Source organism: Pseudomonas sp. 2957, assembly GCF_031456345.1.
GTDB lineage: Bacteria > Pseudomonadota > Gammaproteobacteria > Pseudomonadales > Pseudomonadaceae > Aquipseudomonas > Aquipseudomonas siliginis.
Genome location: NZ_JAVDUL010000004.1, coordinates 585146 through 602463 on the forward strand (window position 1 = coordinate 585146; position 17318 = coordinate 602463).

The window sequence follows — 17318 nt, forward strand, 5'->3', positions numbered from 1 at the left end:
ACGCACAGTGACGCTCGGCCAGCGGGCCGGCAGTCGACCAGAAAAATGGGGAAGACCATGGCACGTATCCTGATCGTCGATGATTCGCCGACTGAAATGTACAAACTCACCGGCATGCTCGAAAAGCACGGCCATGAAGTGCTCAAGGCCGAGAACGGCGCCGACGGCGTGGCCCTGGCCCGTCAGGAAAAACCCGACGCGGTGCTGATGGACATCGTCATGCCCGGCCTCAACGGTTTTCAGGCGACCCGGCAGTTGACCAAGGATGCCGACACTGCGCACATCCCGGTGATCATCATCACCACCAAGGATCAGGAAACCGACAAGGTCTGGGGCACCCGCCAGGGCGCCAAGGATTACCTGACCAAACCGGTCGACGAAGACACCCTGATCAAGACCCTGAACAACGTACTCAACGGCTGATCGCGCGATCATGAACGAATCGCTGACCGCGTTCGAACTGCTCTGGCAGATCGACCAGCGCTGCCGCCTGCTGGCAGCGGACCTGCCGTCGCAAGCGGCGCGCCCGGATCGCTGGAGCGGCATCGGCTTTCGCCTCGGCGAACATTGGTATGTGGCGCCGATGGGCGAAGTCAGCGAAGTCCTGCATGAACCGCGCTTCACCCAGTTGCCCGGGGTCAAGCCGTGGGTCAAGGGTGTCGCCAATCTGCGCGGGCGGCTGCTGCCGATCATGGACCTGTGCGGCTTCTTCGGCCATGAGCTGTCGCCGCTGCGCAAACAACGGCGGGTATTGGTGGTGGAACATGAAGACGTGTTCGCCGGGGTAATGGTCGACGAAGTCATCGGCTTGCAGCATTTCGAACAGGGCAGTTTCGAGCCTCTGTCGATCAGCAAGCGCCAGGGCTCCAAGGCCGAATTCGTCAAAGGCTATTTCCGCCGTGAACAGAACTGGCGGGTGTTCAGCCTGTTCGCACTGGCCAGGTCTCCGGTGTTCATGGGTGTGGCTCTATAGCACGAACAACAGAACCCATGTGGACGCGGGCCATGTGGCGAGGGGATTTATCCCCGTTGGGTCGCGCAGCGGCCCCAAAAACTGCAATGCCTGACACCGTCAGCGCATGCGATATTTTTGCGACTGCTTCGCAGCCGAACGGGGATAAATCCCCTCGCCACAAGGCTCGCTCCCACAAGGGCCATGGCAGGTTTCATAGGCGAGGACCGATGACAAAAGCAAAAACAGGCAAGTCGGCAGAAGCATCGCGCAGTCGCGCACAGATCATCGTGCTGTTTATCGCACTGATCGTGTTCATCATGCTGCTGTTCGCCAACTTCGCGTACCTCAACACCCAGGCGAACTACGACAAGCAGTACATCGGCCATGCCGGCGAACTGCGCGTGCTCTCGCAACGCATTGCCAAGAACGCCACCGAAGCGGCGGCGGGCAAGGCTGCGGCGTTCAAGCTGCTCAGTGATGCGCGCAACGATTTTGCCCAGCGCTGGGGCTACCTGAAGAAGGGTGACCCGAACACCGGCCTGCCGCCGGCACCCGTCGCGGTGCGCCCGGAAATGCGCGCGGTGCAGATGGACTGGGAGCGCCTGTTGAAAAACACCGATGCGATCCTCAGCAGCGAACAGACCGTGCTGTCGCTGCATCAAGTCGCCGCGACGCTGGCCGAAACCGTGCCGCAGTTGCAGATCGAATACGAAAAAGTCGTGGAAATCCTGCTCCAGCGCGGCGCTCCGGCGGCGCAGGTGGCAATGGCGCAACGGCAATCGTTGCTTGCCGAACGCATCCTCGGTGCCGTCAACACGGTGCTCGCCGGTGACGAAAACTCGCAGCAGGCCGCCGATGCCTTTGGCCGCGATGCCGCGCGTTTCGGTCTGGTGCTCAACGGCATGTTGCAGGGCAACCCGGCGCTGAAAATCAGCCAGGTCGAAGACCGCGACGCCCGTGCGCGTTTGAGCGAAATCTCCGAGCTGTTCCAGTTCGTTTCCGGCTCCGTGGACGAAATCCTCGAAACCTCGCCTGAGCTGTTCAAGGTGCGCGAATCGGCGAGCAACATCTTCACCCTGTCGCAAACCCTGCTCGACGAAGCCTCGCACTTGGCCACCGGATTCGAGCATCTGGCCGGCGGGCGCAACACCGACACCATTGGCGGCTATGTGCTGGGCTTGCTGGCGCTGGCCTCGATCATCCTCATCGGTCTGGTCATGGTCCGTGAGACCAATCGCCAGTTGCGCGAAACTGCCGAGAAGAACGAGCGCAACCAGAACGCGATCATGCGCCTGCTCGACGAAATCGAAGACCTCGCCGATGGCGACCTCACCGTGACCGCTTCGGTGACCGAAGACTTCACCGGCACCATCGCCGACTCGATCAACTATTCCGTCGACCAATTGCGTGATCTGGTCGCCACCATCAACCTCACCGCCGGCCAGGTTGCCGCCGCTGTGCAGGAAACCCAGGCCACCGCCATGCATCTGGCCCAAGCGTCTGAGCAACAGGCCCAGCAGATTTCCGAAGCCTCGACAGCGATCAGCGACATGGCCGAGTCCATCGATCAGGTCTCGGCCAACGCTGCCGAATCGTCGGCGGTGGCCGAGCGTTCCGTGGAAATCGCCAACAAGGGCAACGAGGTGGTGCACAACACCATCCACGGTATGGACAACATCCGCGAACAGATTCAGGACACGGCCAAGCGCATCAAGCGCCTCGGCGAGTCCTCTCAGGAAATCGGCGACATCGTCAGCCTGATCGACGACATCGCCGACCAGACCAACATCCTCGCCCTCAACGCGGCGATCCAGGCATCGATGGCCGGCGACGCCGGGCGCGGTTTTGCCGTGGTTGCCGACGAAGTGCAGCGCCTGGCCGAACGTTCGTCCGCCGCGACCCGGCAGATCGAAACCCTGGTGCGGGCGATTCAGGCCGACACCAACGAAGCGGTGATTTCCATGGAACAGACCACCACCGAAGTGGTGCGCGGCGCGCGACTGGCGCAGGATGCCGGTGTGGCTCTGGAAGAAATCGAAGGCGTGTCCAAGACCCTCGCGGCGCTGATCCAGAGCATTTCCAACGCGGCGCAGCAGCAGACCTCCTCGGCCGGGCAGATCTCGCTGACAATGAATGTGATCCAGCAGATCACCTCGCAAACCTCGTCGGGGTCCACGGCCACCGCCGAGAGCATCGGCAACCTGGCGAAAATGGCCAGTCAGCTGCGTCGTTCGGTGTCCGGATTCACCTTGCCGGCGGCGACAGATAAAGCGTGAGTGGAGTGGTTATGGGTGATCGGCACGACTACGTGGCCCTGGAATGGGTCAAGGGCGAAATTGCCGAAACGCTGAGGCTGGCGCATCAGGCGATCGAAGCCGTGCTTGACGATCCGCAGGCCTTTCCCGGTCTGGACGAGTGCCTGGCGTACATTCATCAGGTCCACGGCAGTCTGCAGATGGTCGAATTCTACGGCGCAGCGTTGCTCGCCGAAGAAATGGAACACCTGGTCGAAGCCCTGCAACATCAACGCGTGCCACACCGCGACGAGGCCTTGCACCTGCTGCTGCAAGCCCTGGGGCAACTGCCGCTTTACCTTGACCGCGTGCAGAGCGCCCGCCGCGACCTGCCGCTGGTGGTGTTGCCGCTGATCAACGATCTGCGCAGCGCCCGTGGTGAAAGCCTGTTGGCGGAAACCAGCCTGTTCAGCCCGCCACTGCCCGAGCTGGCGCCGCTCGGCGACGCGGCACTCGCCGCGCTGGAACCGCCCGATCTGCCGAACGTGCTGCGCAAACTGCGGCAGATGCTGCAAATGGCTCTGGTCGGTCTGCTGCGCGAACAGGACGACCAGACGCACCTTGGCTATCTGGCCAAAGTCTTCAGCCGTCTCGAAGCGCTGAGCGGCGATGCGCCGTTGAGCCCTTTGTGGCAAATCGCCTCGGCATTGGTCGAGGGCATGCGCGAGGGCGTCATCGCCAACAGTCCGGCGCTGCGCAGCCTGTTCAAGGACGCCGACCAAGAGCTCAAGCGCCTGCTCGAGCAGGGCATCGTCGGGCTCAATCAACCGGCGCCGGCCGAGCTGCTGAAAAGCCTGTTGTTCTATATTGCCAAAGCCGAACATCCCACCGGGCAGATGCTGACCATGAAAGATCACTACTCCCTGGACGACGCGTTGCCCGACAGCGCGATGGTCGATGAAGAACGCGCGCGCCTCGCCGGCCCCGACCGCGATGCCATGCGCTCGGTGCTGGCGGCGCTGTGCGAAGAGCTGGTGCGGGTCAAGGAGCGCCTCGATCTGTTCGTGCGCAGCGACCGCCAGCACGCCTCGGATCTGGACAGCCTGCTCGCGCCGCTGCGACAGATCGCCGACACCCTCGCGGTGCTGGGTTTCGGCCAGCCGCGCAAGGTCATCATCGACCAACTGGCGGTGGTGCTCAGCCTCGCTCAGGGCCAGCGCGAACCGAACGACGCCATTCTCATGGACGTCGCCGGGGCCTTGCTCTACGTCGAAGCGACGCTGGCCGGCATGGTCGGCACGGTGGAGACGCAAAGCGCCGAAGACGCACGCCTGCCGACCACCGACCTGACGCAGATCCATCAGATCGTGATCAAGGAAGCGCGCATCTGCCTGCAACAGGCCAAGGACATGATCGTCGACTACATCGACGCCGATTGGGACCGCCAGCATCTGCAACCGCTGCCCGAACTGCTGACGCAGGTGCGCGGAGCGCTGGCGATGATTCCGCTGGCCCGCGCGGCGAGTCTGGTCGAGGCCTGCAACGGTTTCATTCGCGAGCATTTGATGCTCGATGCCCACGAACCGGGCTGGGAACAACTCGATCATCTGGCCGATGTGATCAGCAGCCTGGAGTATTACCTCGAACGCCTGAGCGACGACCCGCAGGCGCCCGCCGAGCATCTGCTCGATGTCGCGCAAAACAGCCTTGCCAGCCTCGGCTTCTTTGCCAACGAGCAGCCCGGCGAAGCGCAAGTGCCGGTGCTCGATGAGGTGCTCAGCCCCAGCGAAGCGCAGCTCATGCAGGATCTGCAAACCCTTGACGACCCTGACGTCGTGCAGTCGCTCGCCGAGGTGCTGGCCAGCCCGGTGTCGGCGCTCAACCCGCCGGCGCGCAACACCCCTGACAGCCTGATGCCGCCGCCGACCGATGAAGAACCGGTCGACGATGAACTGCGCGAAGTATTCCTCGAAGAGACCGACGAAGTCCTCGCGGTCCTCCACGAATACCTGCCGCGCTGGAGCGCCAATCCCCAGGACCGCGCCGCCCTGATTGAGCTGCGTCGGGCCTTCCATACCTTGAAGGGCAGCGGGCGCATGGTCCGCGCGTTGGTCCTTGGCGAACTGGCCTGGGCGGTGGAAAACCTGCTCAACCGCGTGCTCGAACAAAGCGTCGAACCCGGGGCAGTGCTGCGCCAATTGCTCGGCGACACGCTGTTGCTGCTGCCAGAGCTGATCAACGAATTCGCCACCCAGCGTCAGCGCCAGCGCAACGATGTCGACCAACTCGCCGCCCGCGCCCACGCGTTGGCCAAAGGCGATGAGCCGCTGGCTGCCGAAGACACCGACGACGTCGCCGCGCTTGATCCGCTGCTGCTGGAGATCTTCCGCAAGGAAGCTGAAACCCATCTCGCCAGCCTCAACCGTTTCCTCGATCAGGCCGCCGAACGGGTGCCGTTGCCGGCCAGCGACGAGCTGCAACGCGCGCTGCACACGCTCAAAGGCAGTGCATCCATGGCCGGCGTATTGCCGATGGCCGAACTGGCGGCTTCACTGGATCAACTGGCTCGCGAGTTCAAGGCGCATCAGTTGCCGCTGGATCTGGACGAGGTTGAATTGCTGCTCGAAGCCGAGGGCTTGTTCCGCGTCGGCCTGCGTCAGCTCAAACACGATCCGCTGGCGCCGATTGTCGGTGCGCAGTCGCTGATCAAACGCACCGAGGCGCTGCTCGCCGAGCGCCTGCAAGCCAGCTCCGATGGCGCTGACAGCGGCCTGCGCCTCAAGCGCGATCCGCAGCTGATCAACAACTTCCTCGCCCAGGGCATGGACATCCTCCTCGACGCCGAAAACCTCTTGCAGCGCTGGCAGCAACACCCCGGCGAGCGCCAGGAACTCAGCGCCTTGCTCGATGAGCTGACCACTCTGGGCGAGGGCGCGCACCTTGCCGATCTGCTTCCGGTCGATGGCCTCTGCGAAGCTTTGCTCGACCTGTATGGCGCGGTGGAAGAAAGCAGCCTGGCGGTCAGTGAGCGGTTTTTCCACGAGGCGCAACTGGCCCACGAAGCGCTGATCAACATGCTCGACGAGCTCGCTGCCGGCCAGGAAATCACCGCGCAACCGGAGCGGATTCGTGCCTTGCAGGAACTGCTCGACGAAGGCCTCGACCCGGCGGCGATGGGCCTGATCCGCAGCGACGGCAGTCGCACCCTGGACATTCGCGAACTGGGCAGCGCCACCGCGCAATTGCAGCAATCGGTTGCCGTCCTCGAGCCTGACGACGAGATCGTCGAAATCTTCCTCGAAGAGGCGGTGGACATTCTCGACAGCGCCGGGCAAGCCTTGCAGCGCTGGCGCAAGGATCCGGACAACGCCGCGCCGCTGTCGTCATTGCAGCGCGACTTGCACACGCTGAAGGGCGGCGCGCGCATGGCCGAAGTCGAGGCCGTCGGCGACCTTGCCCAGGAGCTGGAAAACCTCTACGAAGGGCTGGTCGATCGGCGTTACAGCCACAGCGTCGTGCTCGAAGGTTTGCTCCAGCAAAGTCACGAGCGTTTGGCGCTGATGCTGGAGCAACTGCAAGCGCATCAAGCGCTGACCCCGGCGCAGGATCTGATCGACGCGATCCGTCAATTGCGTCAGGGCCAGGCCGCCAGCGAATCTGCCCCCGCAGCGGTCGAACACGACAACGCCGGGCATGATCCGGAACTGTTGGAAATCTTCCTCGAAGAAGGTTTCGACATCATCGAAAGCTCCGGCGCCGCGCTGTTGCGCTGGCAGGCCGAGCCGGGTAACCGTCAGGAGATTGAAACCCTGCTGCGCGATCTACACACCCTCAAGGGCGGCGCGCGCATGGTCGAAATCGGCCCGATCGGCGACCTCGCCCATGAGCTGGAATTTCTCTACGAAAGCCTCTCTAGCGGTGCGCTGCAACCGTCTGCCGAACTGTTCGCGCTGGTGCAGCGCGGCCATGACCGACTGGCGCAAATGCTCGATGGTGTGCGCGCCGGGCAACCGTGCCCGCCGGCCGATCGGCTGATCAACGCGATCCAGAATTTCAGTCACCCGGTGCAGGTTGAAGCGCCGCCGGCGCCGGCTCCAGTCATCAAGCCCGAGGCCGCGCCGCCGAGCGCCGATGCTGGCGCGGACATGGTCAAGGTCTCGTCCGAACTGCTCGATGAGCTGGTCAATCTGGCCGGGGAAACCTCGATTTTCCGTGGGCGAATCGAGCAGCAGGTCAACGATGCGCAGATTGCCCTCAACGAGATGGAAACCACCATCGAGCGCATTCGTGATCAGTTGCGCCGCCTCGACACCGAAACCCAGGGGCGCATTCTCAGCCGCCAGCAAGTCGATGGCGAACGCCTCGGTTATGAAGACTTCGATCCGCTGGAAATGGATCGCCATTCGCAGTTGCAGCAATTGTCGCGGGCGCTGTTCGAATCCGCCTCGGACCTGCTCGACCTCAAGGAAACCCTCGACCGCCGCAATCACGACGCAGAAAACCTGTTGCAACAACAGGGGCGGATCAACACCGAGCTGCAGGAAGGCCTTATGCGTACGCGCATGGTGCCGTTCGAACGCATGGTGCCGCGTCTGAAACGCATCGTTCGTCAGGTCGCCGAAGAGCTGGGCAAGGATGTCGCATTCGTCGTCGGCAACGCTGATGGCGAGATGGATCGCAACGTGCTGGAGCGCATGGCCGCGCCGCTGGAACACATGCTGCGCAACGCCGTCGACCATGGCCTCGAACCCGCTGATGTGCGGCTGGCGGCAGGCAAACCGGCGCAAGGGCAGATCACCCTTGATCTGTCCCGCGAAGGCGGTGACATCGTTTTCGACATCCGCGACGACGGCGCCGGGGTGCCGCTGGAAGCCGTGCGGCGCAAGGCGATCAAACGCGGCTTGCTGGCGCCCGACGCCGAGATCAGCGATCGCGACGTTTTGCAGTTCATCCTCCAGCCGGGGTTTTCCACGGCGGAAAAGATCACCCAGATTTCCGGGCGTGGCGTCGGCATGGACGTGGTCCACGAAGAGGTGCGTCAGCTCGGCGGCAGCATGAGTATCGATTCGGTGCCGGGGCAGGGCGTGCATTTCCGCATTCGCCTGCCGTTCACCGTGTCGGTCAACCGCGCGCTGATGGTGCAGTGCGGCGAGGATCAGTACGCGATTCCGCTGAACACCATCGAAGGCATCGTGCGCGTGTTGCCGAATGATCTGGAAGGGCATTTCCGTCACGATCCACCGAGCTATCAATACGGCGGCCAGCGGTATGAGCTGTGCTATCTCGGCGAGCTGTTGAAGACTGCGCCACGGCCAAAACTGCTCGGGCAGAACCTGCCGTTGCCGGTGCTGCTGGTGCATTGCAACGACCGCCACATTGCCGTGCTGGTCGACGCCATGGCCGGCACTCGCGAGATCGTGGTCAAGAGCCTCGGCCCGCAGTTCGCGGCGGTGCAGGGCGTGTCGGGGGCGACGATTCTCGGCGACGGCCGGGTGGTGCTGATTCTGGATCTGCTCGCACCGATCCGCGCGATGCAGGCGCGGCTGGCGCAGGAACCGACGCCCACGGAGATCGACAGCGAACCGCACAAGCCGTTGCTGATTATGGTCGTCGATGACTCGGTGACGGTGCGCAAGGTCACCAGCCGTTTGCTCGAGCGCCACGGCATGAACGTGCTGACCGCCAAGGACGGCGTCGATGCGATGCTGCTGCTCGAAGAGCACCTGCCCGACCTGATGCTGCTCGACATCGAAATGCCGCGCATGGACGGCTTCGAAGTCGCCACCCAGGTGCGCGCCGACGAACGCCTGCGCCACTTGCCAATCATCATGATCACCTCGCGCACCGGGCAGAAACACCGCGACCGCGCCATGGCCATCGGCGTCAACGACTACCTCGGCAAGCCGTATCAGGAATCGGTGTTGCTGGAGAGCATCGCCCAGTGGAGCAAGAAACATGCATGAGCACCGGCACAACCCGCGCACCAGCCAGCTTACCGGGCTGCTGCTGCCGCTGGCCGATCGCAACCTGATTCTGCCCAATGTCGCCATCGCCGAGCTGATCGACTACCAGGCCAGCGCCTTCGATCTCGACACGCCGCCGTGGTACCTGGGGCGGGTAACGTGGCGCGAGCGGCAGATTCCGCTGATCAGTTTCGAATCGGCCTGCGGGCAGAAAATCGTCATCGGCGAACGGGCGCGGATCGTGATTCTGAATGCGCTGGGCGGCTTGCCCGAGCTGAGATTCATCGCCCTGTTGGTGCAGGGGATTCCTCGGTCGTACAAGCTCGACAGTCAGTTGAGTTACGTGGATGTGCCGTTGTGTGCGCTGGAGCAGGCGGCGGTGCAGGTCGGCGAGCAGGTGGCGAAGGTGCCGGATTTGTTGGGGCTGGAGCAGTTACTGGTGGATGCGGGATTGGCCCGCTGATCCAAGGCTTGACTGATCATTCCCACGCTCCGCGTGGGAATGCAGCCCGGGACGCTCCGCGTCCCATCAAGAGCCGAACGCGGAGCGTCCGTGGAGGCATTCCCACGCAGAGCGTGGGAACGATCAAAAGCCCCTCACCCCAGCCCTCTCCCAAAGGGAGAGGGAGCCGACCGAGGTGTCTCGCGTCCTACATCGACCTGAATGACCGAGTCGATTATGGATTCACTACAACGGGCTCAGGTCAGCGTCATTCCCAAGCATCCCCCAATCGGTTCCCTCTCCCTCCGGGAGAGGGCTAGGGTGAGGGTAGCTTTTGAACGTTACGCTCAGCGTAATGATTCACCACCCAGCTTGATTGATGCCCTCACCACACACGCCTAACTTGGCTCCACGACAGCGAACCCGTGGAGTGAGCATGACAACAACAATTTCCCCCGACTCGCGCTGGACGCGGCGGCGTGACGAAAAGCAGCGCCGGCTCGACAAGGTGCGCGGGCTCGCCGATGGCGCGGTGCTGCCCAGCGACAAAATCGTCGCCGCGCTCGAAGCGCTGATCCATCCCGGCGACCGTGTGGTGCTGGAGGGCAACAACCAGAAGCAGGCGGATTTCCTTTCGCGCTCGCTGGCCAAGGCCGACCCGGCCAAGCTCCACGATCTGCACATGATCATGCCCAGCGTCGGCCGCTCCGAACATCTTGATCTGTTCGAACGTGGCATTGCCCGCAAGCTCGATTTCTCCTTCGCCGGCACCCAGAGCCTGCGCATCAGCCAGTTGCTCGAAGATGGCTTGCTCGAAGTCGGCGCCATTCACACGTACATCGAACTCTACGCCCGCCTCGTCGTGGACCTGATCCCCAACGTTGTGCTCTCGGCCGGCTTCATGGCCGACCGCGCTGGCAACATCTACACCGGCCCGAGCACCGAAGACACCCCCGCACTGATCGAACCGGCGGCGTTCAGCGACGGTATCGTTATCGTCCAGGTCAACCAATTGGTCGATGACGTCAGCGAGCTGCCTCGCGTAGACATTCCCGCTTCATGGGTCGATTTCGTCGTGGTCGCCGACAAGCCGTTCTACATCGAACCGCTGTTCACCCGCGACCCACGGCACATCAAGCCTGTGCACGTGCTGATGGCGATGATGGCGATTCGCGGGATCTACGAAAAACACAACGTGCAGTCGCTCAACCACGGCATTGGTTTCAACACCGCCGCCATCGAACTGATCCTGCCGACCTACGGCGAATCCCTCGGCCTGAAAGGCAAAATCTGCCGCAACTGGACGCTCAATCCGCACCCGACGCTGATCCCGGCGATTGAAAGCGGCTGGGTCGAGAGCGTGCATTGCTTCGGTACCGAACTGGGCATGGAAAACTACATCGCCGCTCGGCCCGATGTGTTCTTCACTGGCCGCGACGGCTCGCTGCGCTCCAACCGCATGGTCTGCCAACTCGCCGGGCAATACGCGGTGGATCTGTTTATTGGCGCGACATTGCAGGTCGATGGCGACGGCCATTCCTCGACGGTGACCCGAGGCCGTCTCGCCGGTTTCGGTGGTGCGCCGAACATGGGTCATGATCCGCGCGGCCGGCGTCACGGCACTCCGGCGTGGCTGGACATGCGCCACGCCGATGGGCCGCAACCGATGCTCGAACGTGGCAAGAAACTCGTGGTGCAAATGGTCGAGACCTTCCAGGAGGGCGGCAAACCGACCTTCGTCGAAACCCTCGACGCCGTGGAGGTGGCGAAGAAAAGCGGCATGCCGCTGGCGCCGATCATGATCTACGGCGACGACGTTACCCACCTGCTCACCGAAGAAGGCATCGCCTACCTGTACAAGGCGCGCTCGCTGGAAGAACGCCAGGCGATGATCGCAGCGGTCGCCGGGGTTACCGCCATCGGCCTGCGGCACAACCCGAAAGACACCGAACGCATGCGCCGCGAAGGCCTGATCGCCTTGCCCGAAGACCTCGGCATCCGCCGCACCGACGCCACCCGCGAATTGCTCGCGGCGAAAAGCGTCGCCGATCTGGTCGAGTGGTCCGGCGGCCTGTACAACCCGCCCGCCAAATTCAGGAGCTGGTAATGCACGCATTCAACCTGCAAGCGAAACCGCTTTCTCTGGCTGACCGCTTGGCCGATCTGGCGGTGGACGCACTGATCGACGAAGCCGATCTGTCGCCGAAACCGGCGCTGGTCGATCGTCGCGGCAACGGCGCGCACACCGATCTTCACCTGGGCCTGATGCACGCGTCGGCGCTGGCATTGTGGCCGGCATTCAAGGAAATGGCCGAGGCCGCGCTGGAGACCGGTGAAGTCGGTGTGCCGTTGCGCGAAGCGATCGGCCGCATCGGCCGCGAGGGCGAACAAGCGATGCTCGTGACCACCAACGGCGTCAACACCCATCGCGGTGCGATCTGGGCATTGGGACTGTTGGTGACAGCCGCCGCGCTGCAACCGAAATCCATCGCCCTGTGCGCCGCACGCCTGGCACTGCTCGACGATCGCTACGCACCGACACCGCTCAGCCACGGCGCACAGGTCGCCCAGCGTTACGGCGCACGCGGTGCTCGCGAAGAAGCGCAACTGGGCTTCCCGTCCGTGCTGCAACGCGGCCTGCCGCAACTGCACAAAAGTCGCGCCAACGGCCACGGCGAACAGAACGCCCGGCTCGATGCGTTGCTGGCGATCATGACCGAGCTGGCCGACACCTGCGTGCTTTACCGCGCCGGCGAACCGGGCCTGCACGCCATGCAGGCCGGCGCGCAAGCGGTACTTGATGCCGGCGGCAGCGCCAGCCTCAGCGGTCGCCGGCGCCTGCACGAACTGGATCAACAACTCATCGCATTGAATGCCTCGCCCGGTGGCGCCGCTGACTTGCTCGCGGCCACGCTGCTGCTCGATCGCATCGAGCGCGACGGCATTGTTCAGGGAGCGTTTTGATGGAAAGCCTATCGTTTGAATTCCCCGCCGGGCAGCCGCCACGCGGGCGGGCGCTGGTCGGTTGTGTCGGCTCGGGTGATCTGGAAGTGCTGATCGAACCGGGTCTGGCCGGCAAGCTGACGATCAACGTGCAGACCTCGGTCAACGGCGCGCAGCAGCGCTGGCAGCACCTGTTTGCGCGGATGTTCGACGGCACCACGCCACCGGCGATGGCCATCGATATCCACGATTTCGGCGCGACGCCGGGGGTGGTGCGCTTGCGTCTGGAACAGGGTTTCGAGGAGATCGGCCATGACTGACAGCGCAGCGTTGCTGAACAAACACAGTTTCGTTGAACTTGGCGCACGGCAGCGGGCGAAAGCCTTGCTCGACGCCGGGACCTTTCGCGAACTGCTTGATCCGTTTCAACGGGTCATGTCGCCATGGCTTGAGCGCCAAGGTGTGGTGCCGCAAGCCGACGACGGCGTGATCATCGCCAAGGGCAGCCTCGACGGTTTGCCGGTGGTCATCGCAGCGATTGAAGGTGCGTTTCAGGGCGGCAGCCTTGGCGAAGTCGGCGGGGCGAAGATTGCCGGTGCGCTGGAACTGGCTGCCGAAGACAACCGCAACGGCATCCCCACCCGCGCGGTATTGCTGCTGGAAACCGGTGGCGTGCGCTTGCAGGAAGCCAATCTAGGGCTGGCGGCGATTGCCGATATTCACGCGGCGATTGTCGATCTGCAGCAATACCAACCGGTGGTCGGCGTGGTCGCCGGCAGCGTCGGTTGCTTCGGCGGCATGTCGATTGCTGCGGCGCTGTGCAGTTATTTGCTGGTGACCCAGGAAGCACGTCTCGGCCTGAACGGCCCGCAGGTGATCGAGCAGGAAGCCGGGATCGAGGAATACGACTCCCGCGACCGGCCCTTCATCTGGAGCCTGACCGGCGGCGAACAGCGTTTCAACACGGGACTAGTGGACCGTTATGTCGGCGATGATGTGGCGCAGATTCGCCAGCAGGTCGGTGAATTGCTCCAGCAAGGCTTGCCGGCACAGGCACGCAGTCAACGCGCCGAGTGGTTCCTGCAACGCCTCGGCAAGCTGAACACTGACCAGCAAATCGAACCGTCGCTGGTTCGCGATCTGTATCAAGGAGTGCGCTCATGAGCGGTTATTCATTGCGCGGTTTGCACTGGTTCAACGCCTTGAGCACCGGCGCTGAAAGCGTCGAAGGGTTGCCGCCGTCATTGAAAGTGGCCGACGCTGAGCTCGGGCGTTTTATCGCCGTGGTCGCCGACCCGGACAATCGTTTCCCCCGCGCCCGCAATGGCGAAGTCGGTCTGCTCGAAGGCTGGGGGTTGGCCAAGGCTGTGGATGACGCGATCAGCGCCGATCGCGACAACGCGAAGATGCGCCCGATCATCGCCATCGTCGATGTACCGAGCCAGGCGTATGGCCGCCGCGAAGAAGCCCTCGGCATTCATCAGGCGCTCGCCGGCGCGGCGGACAGTTATGCCCGTGCACGCTTGGCCGGCCATCCGGTGATTGCGCTGCTGGTGGGCAAGGCCATGTCGGGTGCGTTTCTCGCCCATGGTTATCAGGCCAATCGCCTGATCGCGCTGCGCGACCCCGGCGTGATGGTCCACGCGATGGGCAAAGCCTCGGCGGCGCGGGTGACCTTGCGCAGTGTCGAGGAACTGGAAGCGCTGGCCTCGAGCGTGCCGCCGATGGCCTACGACATCGACAGCTACGCCAGCCTCGGCCTGCTCTGGGAAACCCTCTCGGTGCAGCAGATCGAACAACCGACGGCGGAAGATCTGACGCGCGTGACTGAGTGCCTCAAGCAAGCGATCAACGATGTGACCAGCACAGATTTGAAAGGGCGACTTGGTGCGAGCAATCGTGCCGCCTCCAGCAAAGTCCGCGAGTTGCTGAGGGCGCAGTGGTGAACCTGCCCCTGGCCCACGATCTGCTCTGGGGCATGACCCCGGCGCAGTTGCCGGCGGATGCGCCGCAGTGGGCGGTCGCGGCGCTGGCGGCCGGGCAACCGGTGGTGGTGCGCCGGGCCTTGAGCGAGGAAGGTCAGGTCGCGGTCGGTGTGCGCGGTGTGTTGCGCGAGCAGCGGCTGGCGGCGGTTATGGCGCTGGATTCGATTGCCTGTCGGGTCAGTCCCGAAGCCCTTTGTCATGTTGAGTGTGAGCGAGATCTGCCGGTGATGCAGGCGCTCAAACAGCTGCGGCCGATGCTCGATGACTGCTGTTGGGTCTGGGGTGTCAGCGGCAGTGTCGGGTTTGAATTGGCCAGTGGTTTCAGAGCAATGCATGCGGCCAGTGATCTCGATCTGATTCTGCGTGCGCCGCAGATGATCGGCCGTGATCAGGCGCGCGAACTGGTCGCGCTTTTTGATCAAACTGCGTGCCGGGTCGACATGCAATTGCAGACGCCGTTCGGCGCTGTGGCGTTGCGGGAATGGGCCAGCGGTTCGTCCCGAGTGCTGCTGAAAAATGCTTATCAGGCCTGTCTGGTGACGGATCCGTGGAACCCGCAGGAGCAGGCAGCGTGAGCAGCCTGTTGGTGTTTCCCGGCCAAGGCGCGCAGCAAGCGGGCATGCTCCAGCGTTTGCCAAGGGAAACGCTGGTCGAGGCCAGTGATGTGCTCGGCGAGGATGTCTTGCTGCTGGATTGTGCCGAGGCATTGCGCACGACACGAGCGGTTCAGTTGTGCCTGCTGATCGCCGGTGTCGCTGCTTCGCGGCAGTTATTGCAGGATGAACTGACTGCGGATTACGTCGCCGGCCTGTCCATCGGCGCCTACCCGGCGGCAGTGGTGGCGGGGGCATTGAGCTTCAGCGATGCGCTGCATCTGGTCAGCCTGCGCGGTGAGCTGATGCAACAAGCCTATCCACAGGGCTACGGCATGACCGCGATCATCGGCTTGCAGTTATCCACCGTCGAAACGCTGCTGGCGCAAGTGCACAGCGAAGATGCGCCGGTGTATCTGGCCAACATCAACGCCGATAACCAAGTGGTGATTGCCGGCAGCGACAAGGCCATGCACGCGGTGGCCGAACTGGCGCGCAGTCGCGGCGCCGGAGTGGCGAAGCGGCTGGCGGTGAGCGTGCCGTCGCATTGCCCATTGCTGGAAAAACCGGCGCAGGCGCTTGCCGAAGCCTTCGCCAGGGTCGAACTTAAAACGCCACGGATCGGCTATCTCAGCGGCAGCCGCGCCCGCCCTGTGAGCAAAGTCGAAGCGCTGCGTGACGACCTCGCTTTCAACATGTGCCGCGTGGTGGACTGGCGCGGCACCGTGCAAAGCGCCTACGAGCGCGGCGTACGTCTACAGATCGAACTGCCGCCCGGTGCGGTGCTGACCGGGCTGGCGCGCCGGGTGTTCGAGCAAGGCACCGTCACTGCCTTCGACAGTGCCCGCCTAGACACCCTGCAAGCGCTGTTGCGCGAGGAGGGTGGCCGCCAACTCTAAAACCGCCGCGACTCAAGCTTCGAACAACAAAAACAACATTCGACGATGCACTTTGAGGACTACAACAATGATTATTTACGGTGTGGCATTTCTCGCCTTTTGCACGCTGGTCGGTATCTGGGTCGGTGAACTGCTCGGCAAGCTGATCGGCGTGCCGGCCAACGTCGGCGGTGTCGGTATTGCGATGCTGCTGTTGATCGGCCTGGGCAGCTATCTCTACAAGAGCGGCTGGCTCAAGGGCAAGACCGAGCAGGGCGTGGAGTTCTGGAGTGCGATCTACATTCCCATCGTGGTCGCCATGGCCGCACAGCAGAATGTCTACGGTGCGCTGAAGGGCGGCCCGATGGCGATTCTTGCCGGCACCCTCGCCGTAGTGATCGCTTTTGCCTTGGTGCCGGTGCTGACGCGCATGGGCAACAAGCAAGAGACGCCGATTGCTCCTGCCAAGACTGCGGGGTAATCGCCATGTACGAATCAATGATGAAAGTGATCACCGGCTACGGTTTGATCAGCGGCTTTTTGATTGTCGGCCTGACCATGTGGGTGTCCTACTGGATGTCCAACACTTTCACCAAGGGCCGTCTGCACGGTTCGGCGATCGCCATTCTGCTCGGGCTGGTGCTGTCGTATATCGGCGGCGCACTGACCGGTGGGCAAAAAGGCGTGGTGGATATTCCCCTGCTGTCCGGCATCGGCCTGCTCGGCGGTGCGATGCTGCGGGATTTCGCGATTGTGGCGACGGCGTTTGGCGTGAGTGTCGATGAGCTCAAACGCGCCGGATTCGTCGGTGTGCTGGCGCTGTTTGTCGGCGTTGGCACCTCGTTCGTCGCCGGGGTCGGCGTGGCGATGGCGTTCGGCTACACCGATGCGGTAAGCCTGACTACCATTGGCGCGGGTGCCGTGACCTACATTGTCGGCCCGGTGACCGGCGCGGCGATCGGCGCCAGTTCCGAGGTGATGGCGCTGTCGATTGCGGCGGGGCTGATCAAGGCGATTCTGGTGATGGTGATGACACCGTTCGTGGCACCGATGATCGGCCTGAACAACCCGCGCAGCGCGGTGATTTTCGGCGGGCTGATGGGCACCTCCAGCGGCGTTGCCGGAGGCCTGGCGGCCACCGATCCGAAGCTGGTGCCATATGGTTGCCTGACGGCGGCGTTCTACACCGCGCTCGGGTGTCTGCTCGGGCCTTCGCTATTGTTTCTGGCGATGCGCGGGTTGATGGGCTGACGCTTTCGCGAGCAGGCTCGCTCCCACAGTTGGAATGCATTTTCCTGTGGGAGCGAGCCTGCTCGCGAAGGGGG

The 17318-nt window shown here is 63.4% G+C and carries 14 protein-coding genes; all 14 read left to right on the forward strand.

What is annotated here, in order from left to right:
- Nucleotides 1-57 precede the first annotated feature (57 nt).
- Nucleotides 58-423 carry a twitching motility response regulator PilH gene (gene pilH / locus J2Y39_RS17355; RefSeq protein WP_016772744.1) on the forward strand — a complete coding sequence of 122 codons (366 nt, stop codon included), beginning with the start codon at nt 58-60 and terminating at the stop codon, nt 421-423.
- A 10-nt stretch (nt 424-433) separates the two neighbouring features.
- The gene (locus tag J2Y39_RS17360; protein WP_016772745.1) at nt 434-973 is read left to right on the forward strand and encodes a chemotaxis protein CheW; all 540 of its coding nucleotides are present in this window, start codon (nt 434-436) and stop codon (nt 971-973) included.
- Between the two features lie 209 nt (nt 974-1182).
- The gene (locus tag J2Y39_RS17365; RefSeq protein ID WP_041476807.1) at nt 1183-3231 is read left to right on the forward strand and encodes a methyl-accepting chemotaxis protein; all 2049 of its coding nucleotides are present in this window, start codon (nt 1183-1185) and stop codon (nt 3229-3231) included.
- 11 nt (nt 3232-3242) lie between these two features.
- Nucleotides 3243-9152 carry an Hpt domain-containing protein gene (locus J2Y39_RS17370; protein WP_310218908.1) on the forward strand — a complete coding sequence of 1970 codons (5910 nt, stop codon included), beginning with the start codon at nt 3243-3245 and terminating at the stop codon, nt 9150-9152.
- The gene (locus J2Y39_RS17375; protein ID WP_071172230.1) at nt 9145-9615 is read left to right on the forward strand and encodes a chemotaxis protein CheW; all 471 of its coding nucleotides are present in this window, start codon (nt 9145-9147) and stop codon (nt 9613-9615) included. The genes J2Y39_RS17370 and J2Y39_RS17375 overlap by 8 nt, the downstream gene beginning before the upstream one ends.
- A 415-nt stretch (nt 9616-10030) precedes the next feature.
- On the forward strand, nt 10031-11701 hold the full coding sequence (gene mdcA / locus J2Y39_RS17380; protein WP_016772750.1) for a malonate decarboxylase subunit alpha: 1671 nt from the start codon (nt 10031-10033) through the stop codon (nt 11699-11701).
- On the forward strand, nt 11701-12558 hold the full coding sequence (locus J2Y39_RS17385; protein ID WP_150636910.1) for a triphosphoribosyl-dephospho-CoA synthase: 858 nt from the start codon (nt 11701-11703) through the stop codon (nt 12556-12558). Before mdcA ends, J2Y39_RS17385 begins: the two co-directional genes overlap by 1 nt.
- Nucleotides 12558-12857 carry a malonate decarboxylase subunit delta gene (locus J2Y39_RS17390; protein WP_056786420.1) on the forward strand — a complete coding sequence of 100 codons (300 nt, stop codon included), beginning with the start codon at nt 12558-12560 and terminating at the stop codon, nt 12855-12857. Before J2Y39_RS17385 ends, J2Y39_RS17390 begins: the two co-directional genes overlap by 1 nt.
- On the forward strand, nt 12850-13701 hold the full coding sequence (locus J2Y39_RS17395) for a biotin-independent malonate decarboxylase subunit beta (protein ID WP_150636908.1): 852 nt from the start codon (nt 12850-12852) through the stop codon (nt 13699-13701). Before J2Y39_RS17390 ends, J2Y39_RS17395 begins: the two co-directional genes overlap by 8 nt.
- The gene (gene mdcE, locus J2Y39_RS17400) at nt 13698-14483 is read left to right on the forward strand and encodes a biotin-independent malonate decarboxylase subunit gamma (protein ID WP_150636906.1); all 786 of its coding nucleotides are present in this window, start codon (nt 13698-13700) and stop codon (nt 14481-14483) included. The genes J2Y39_RS17395 and mdcE overlap by 4 nt, the downstream gene beginning before the upstream one ends.
- Nucleotides 14477-15097: a malonate decarboxylase holo-ACP synthase gene (locus J2Y39_RS17405; RefSeq protein ID WP_150636904.1), complete on the forward strand. Its 621-nt coding sequence runs from the start codon at nt 14477-14479 to the stop codon at nt 15095-15097. Before mdcE ends, J2Y39_RS17405 begins: the two co-directional genes overlap by 7 nt.
- Nucleotides 15094-16014 carry a malonate decarboxylase subunit epsilon gene (mdcH, locus tag J2Y39_RS17410; RefSeq protein WP_056786434.1) on the forward strand — a complete coding sequence of 307 codons (921 nt, stop codon included), beginning with the start codon at nt 15094-15096 and terminating at the stop codon, nt 16012-16014. The genes J2Y39_RS17405 and mdcH overlap by 4 nt, the downstream gene beginning before the upstream one ends.
- 67 nt (nt 16015-16081) lie before the next feature.
- Nucleotides 16082-16474: a malonate transporter subunit MadL gene (madL, locus tag J2Y39_RS17415; protein ID WP_016772756.1), complete on the forward strand. Its 393-nt coding sequence runs from the start codon at nt 16082-16084 to the stop codon at nt 16472-16474.
- A 5-nt stretch (nt 16475-16479) separates the two neighbouring features.
- Entirely contained in the window at nt 16480-17244 is a 765-nt protein-coding gene (gene madM / locus J2Y39_RS17420) for a malonate transporter subunit MadM (protein WP_041476796.1), read from the forward strand.
- Nucleotides 17245-17318: the final 74 nt, after the last annotated feature.

Excerpts from the sequence above, each read along its gene's own strand:
- pilH (WP_016772744.1), top strand. The coding sequence starts at position 58 with ATGGCACGTATCCTGATCGTCGATGATTCGCCGACTGAAATGTACAAA.
- J2Y39_RS17360 (WP_016772745.1), top strand. The coding sequence starts at position 434 with ATGAACGAATCGCTGACCGCGTTCGAACTGCTCTGGCAGATCGACCAG.
- J2Y39_RS17365 (WP_041476807.1), top strand. The coding sequence starts at position 1,183 with ATGACAAAAGCAAAAACAGGCAAGTCGGCAGAAGCATCGCGCAGTCGC.
- J2Y39_RS17370 (WP_310218908.1), top strand. The coding sequence starts at position 3,243 with ATGGGTGATCGGCACGACTACGTGGCCCTGGAATGGGTCAAGGGCGAA.
- J2Y39_RS17375 (WP_071172230.1), top strand. The coding sequence starts at position 9,145 with ATGCATGAGCACCGGCACAACCCGCGCACCAGCCAGCTTACCGGGCTG.
- mdcA (WP_016772750.1), top strand. The coding sequence starts at position 10,031 with ATGACAACAACAATTTCCCCCGACTCGCGCTGGACGCGGCGGCGTGAC.
- J2Y39_RS17385 (WP_150636910.1), top strand. The coding sequence starts at position 11,701 with ATGCACGCATTCAACCTGCAAGCGAAACCGCTTTCTCTGGCTGACCGC.
- J2Y39_RS17390 (WP_056786420.1), top strand. The coding sequence starts at position 12,558 with ATGGAAAGCCTATCGTTTGAATTCCCCGCCGGGCAGCCGCCACGCGGG.
- J2Y39_RS17395 (WP_150636908.1), top strand. The coding sequence starts at position 12,850 with ATGACTGACAGCGCAGCGTTGCTGAACAAACACAGTTTCGTTGAACTT.
- mdcE (WP_150636906.1), top strand. The coding sequence starts at position 13,698 with ATGAGCGGTTATTCATTGCGCGGTTTGCACTGGTTCAACGCCTTGAGC.
- madL (WP_016772756.1), top strand. The coding sequence starts at position 16,082 with ATGATTATTTACGGTGTGGCATTTCTCGCCTTTTGCACGCTGGTCGGT.
- madM (WP_041476796.1), top strand. The coding sequence starts at position 16,480 with ATGTACGAATCAATGATGAAAGTGATCACCGGCTACGGTTTGATCAGC.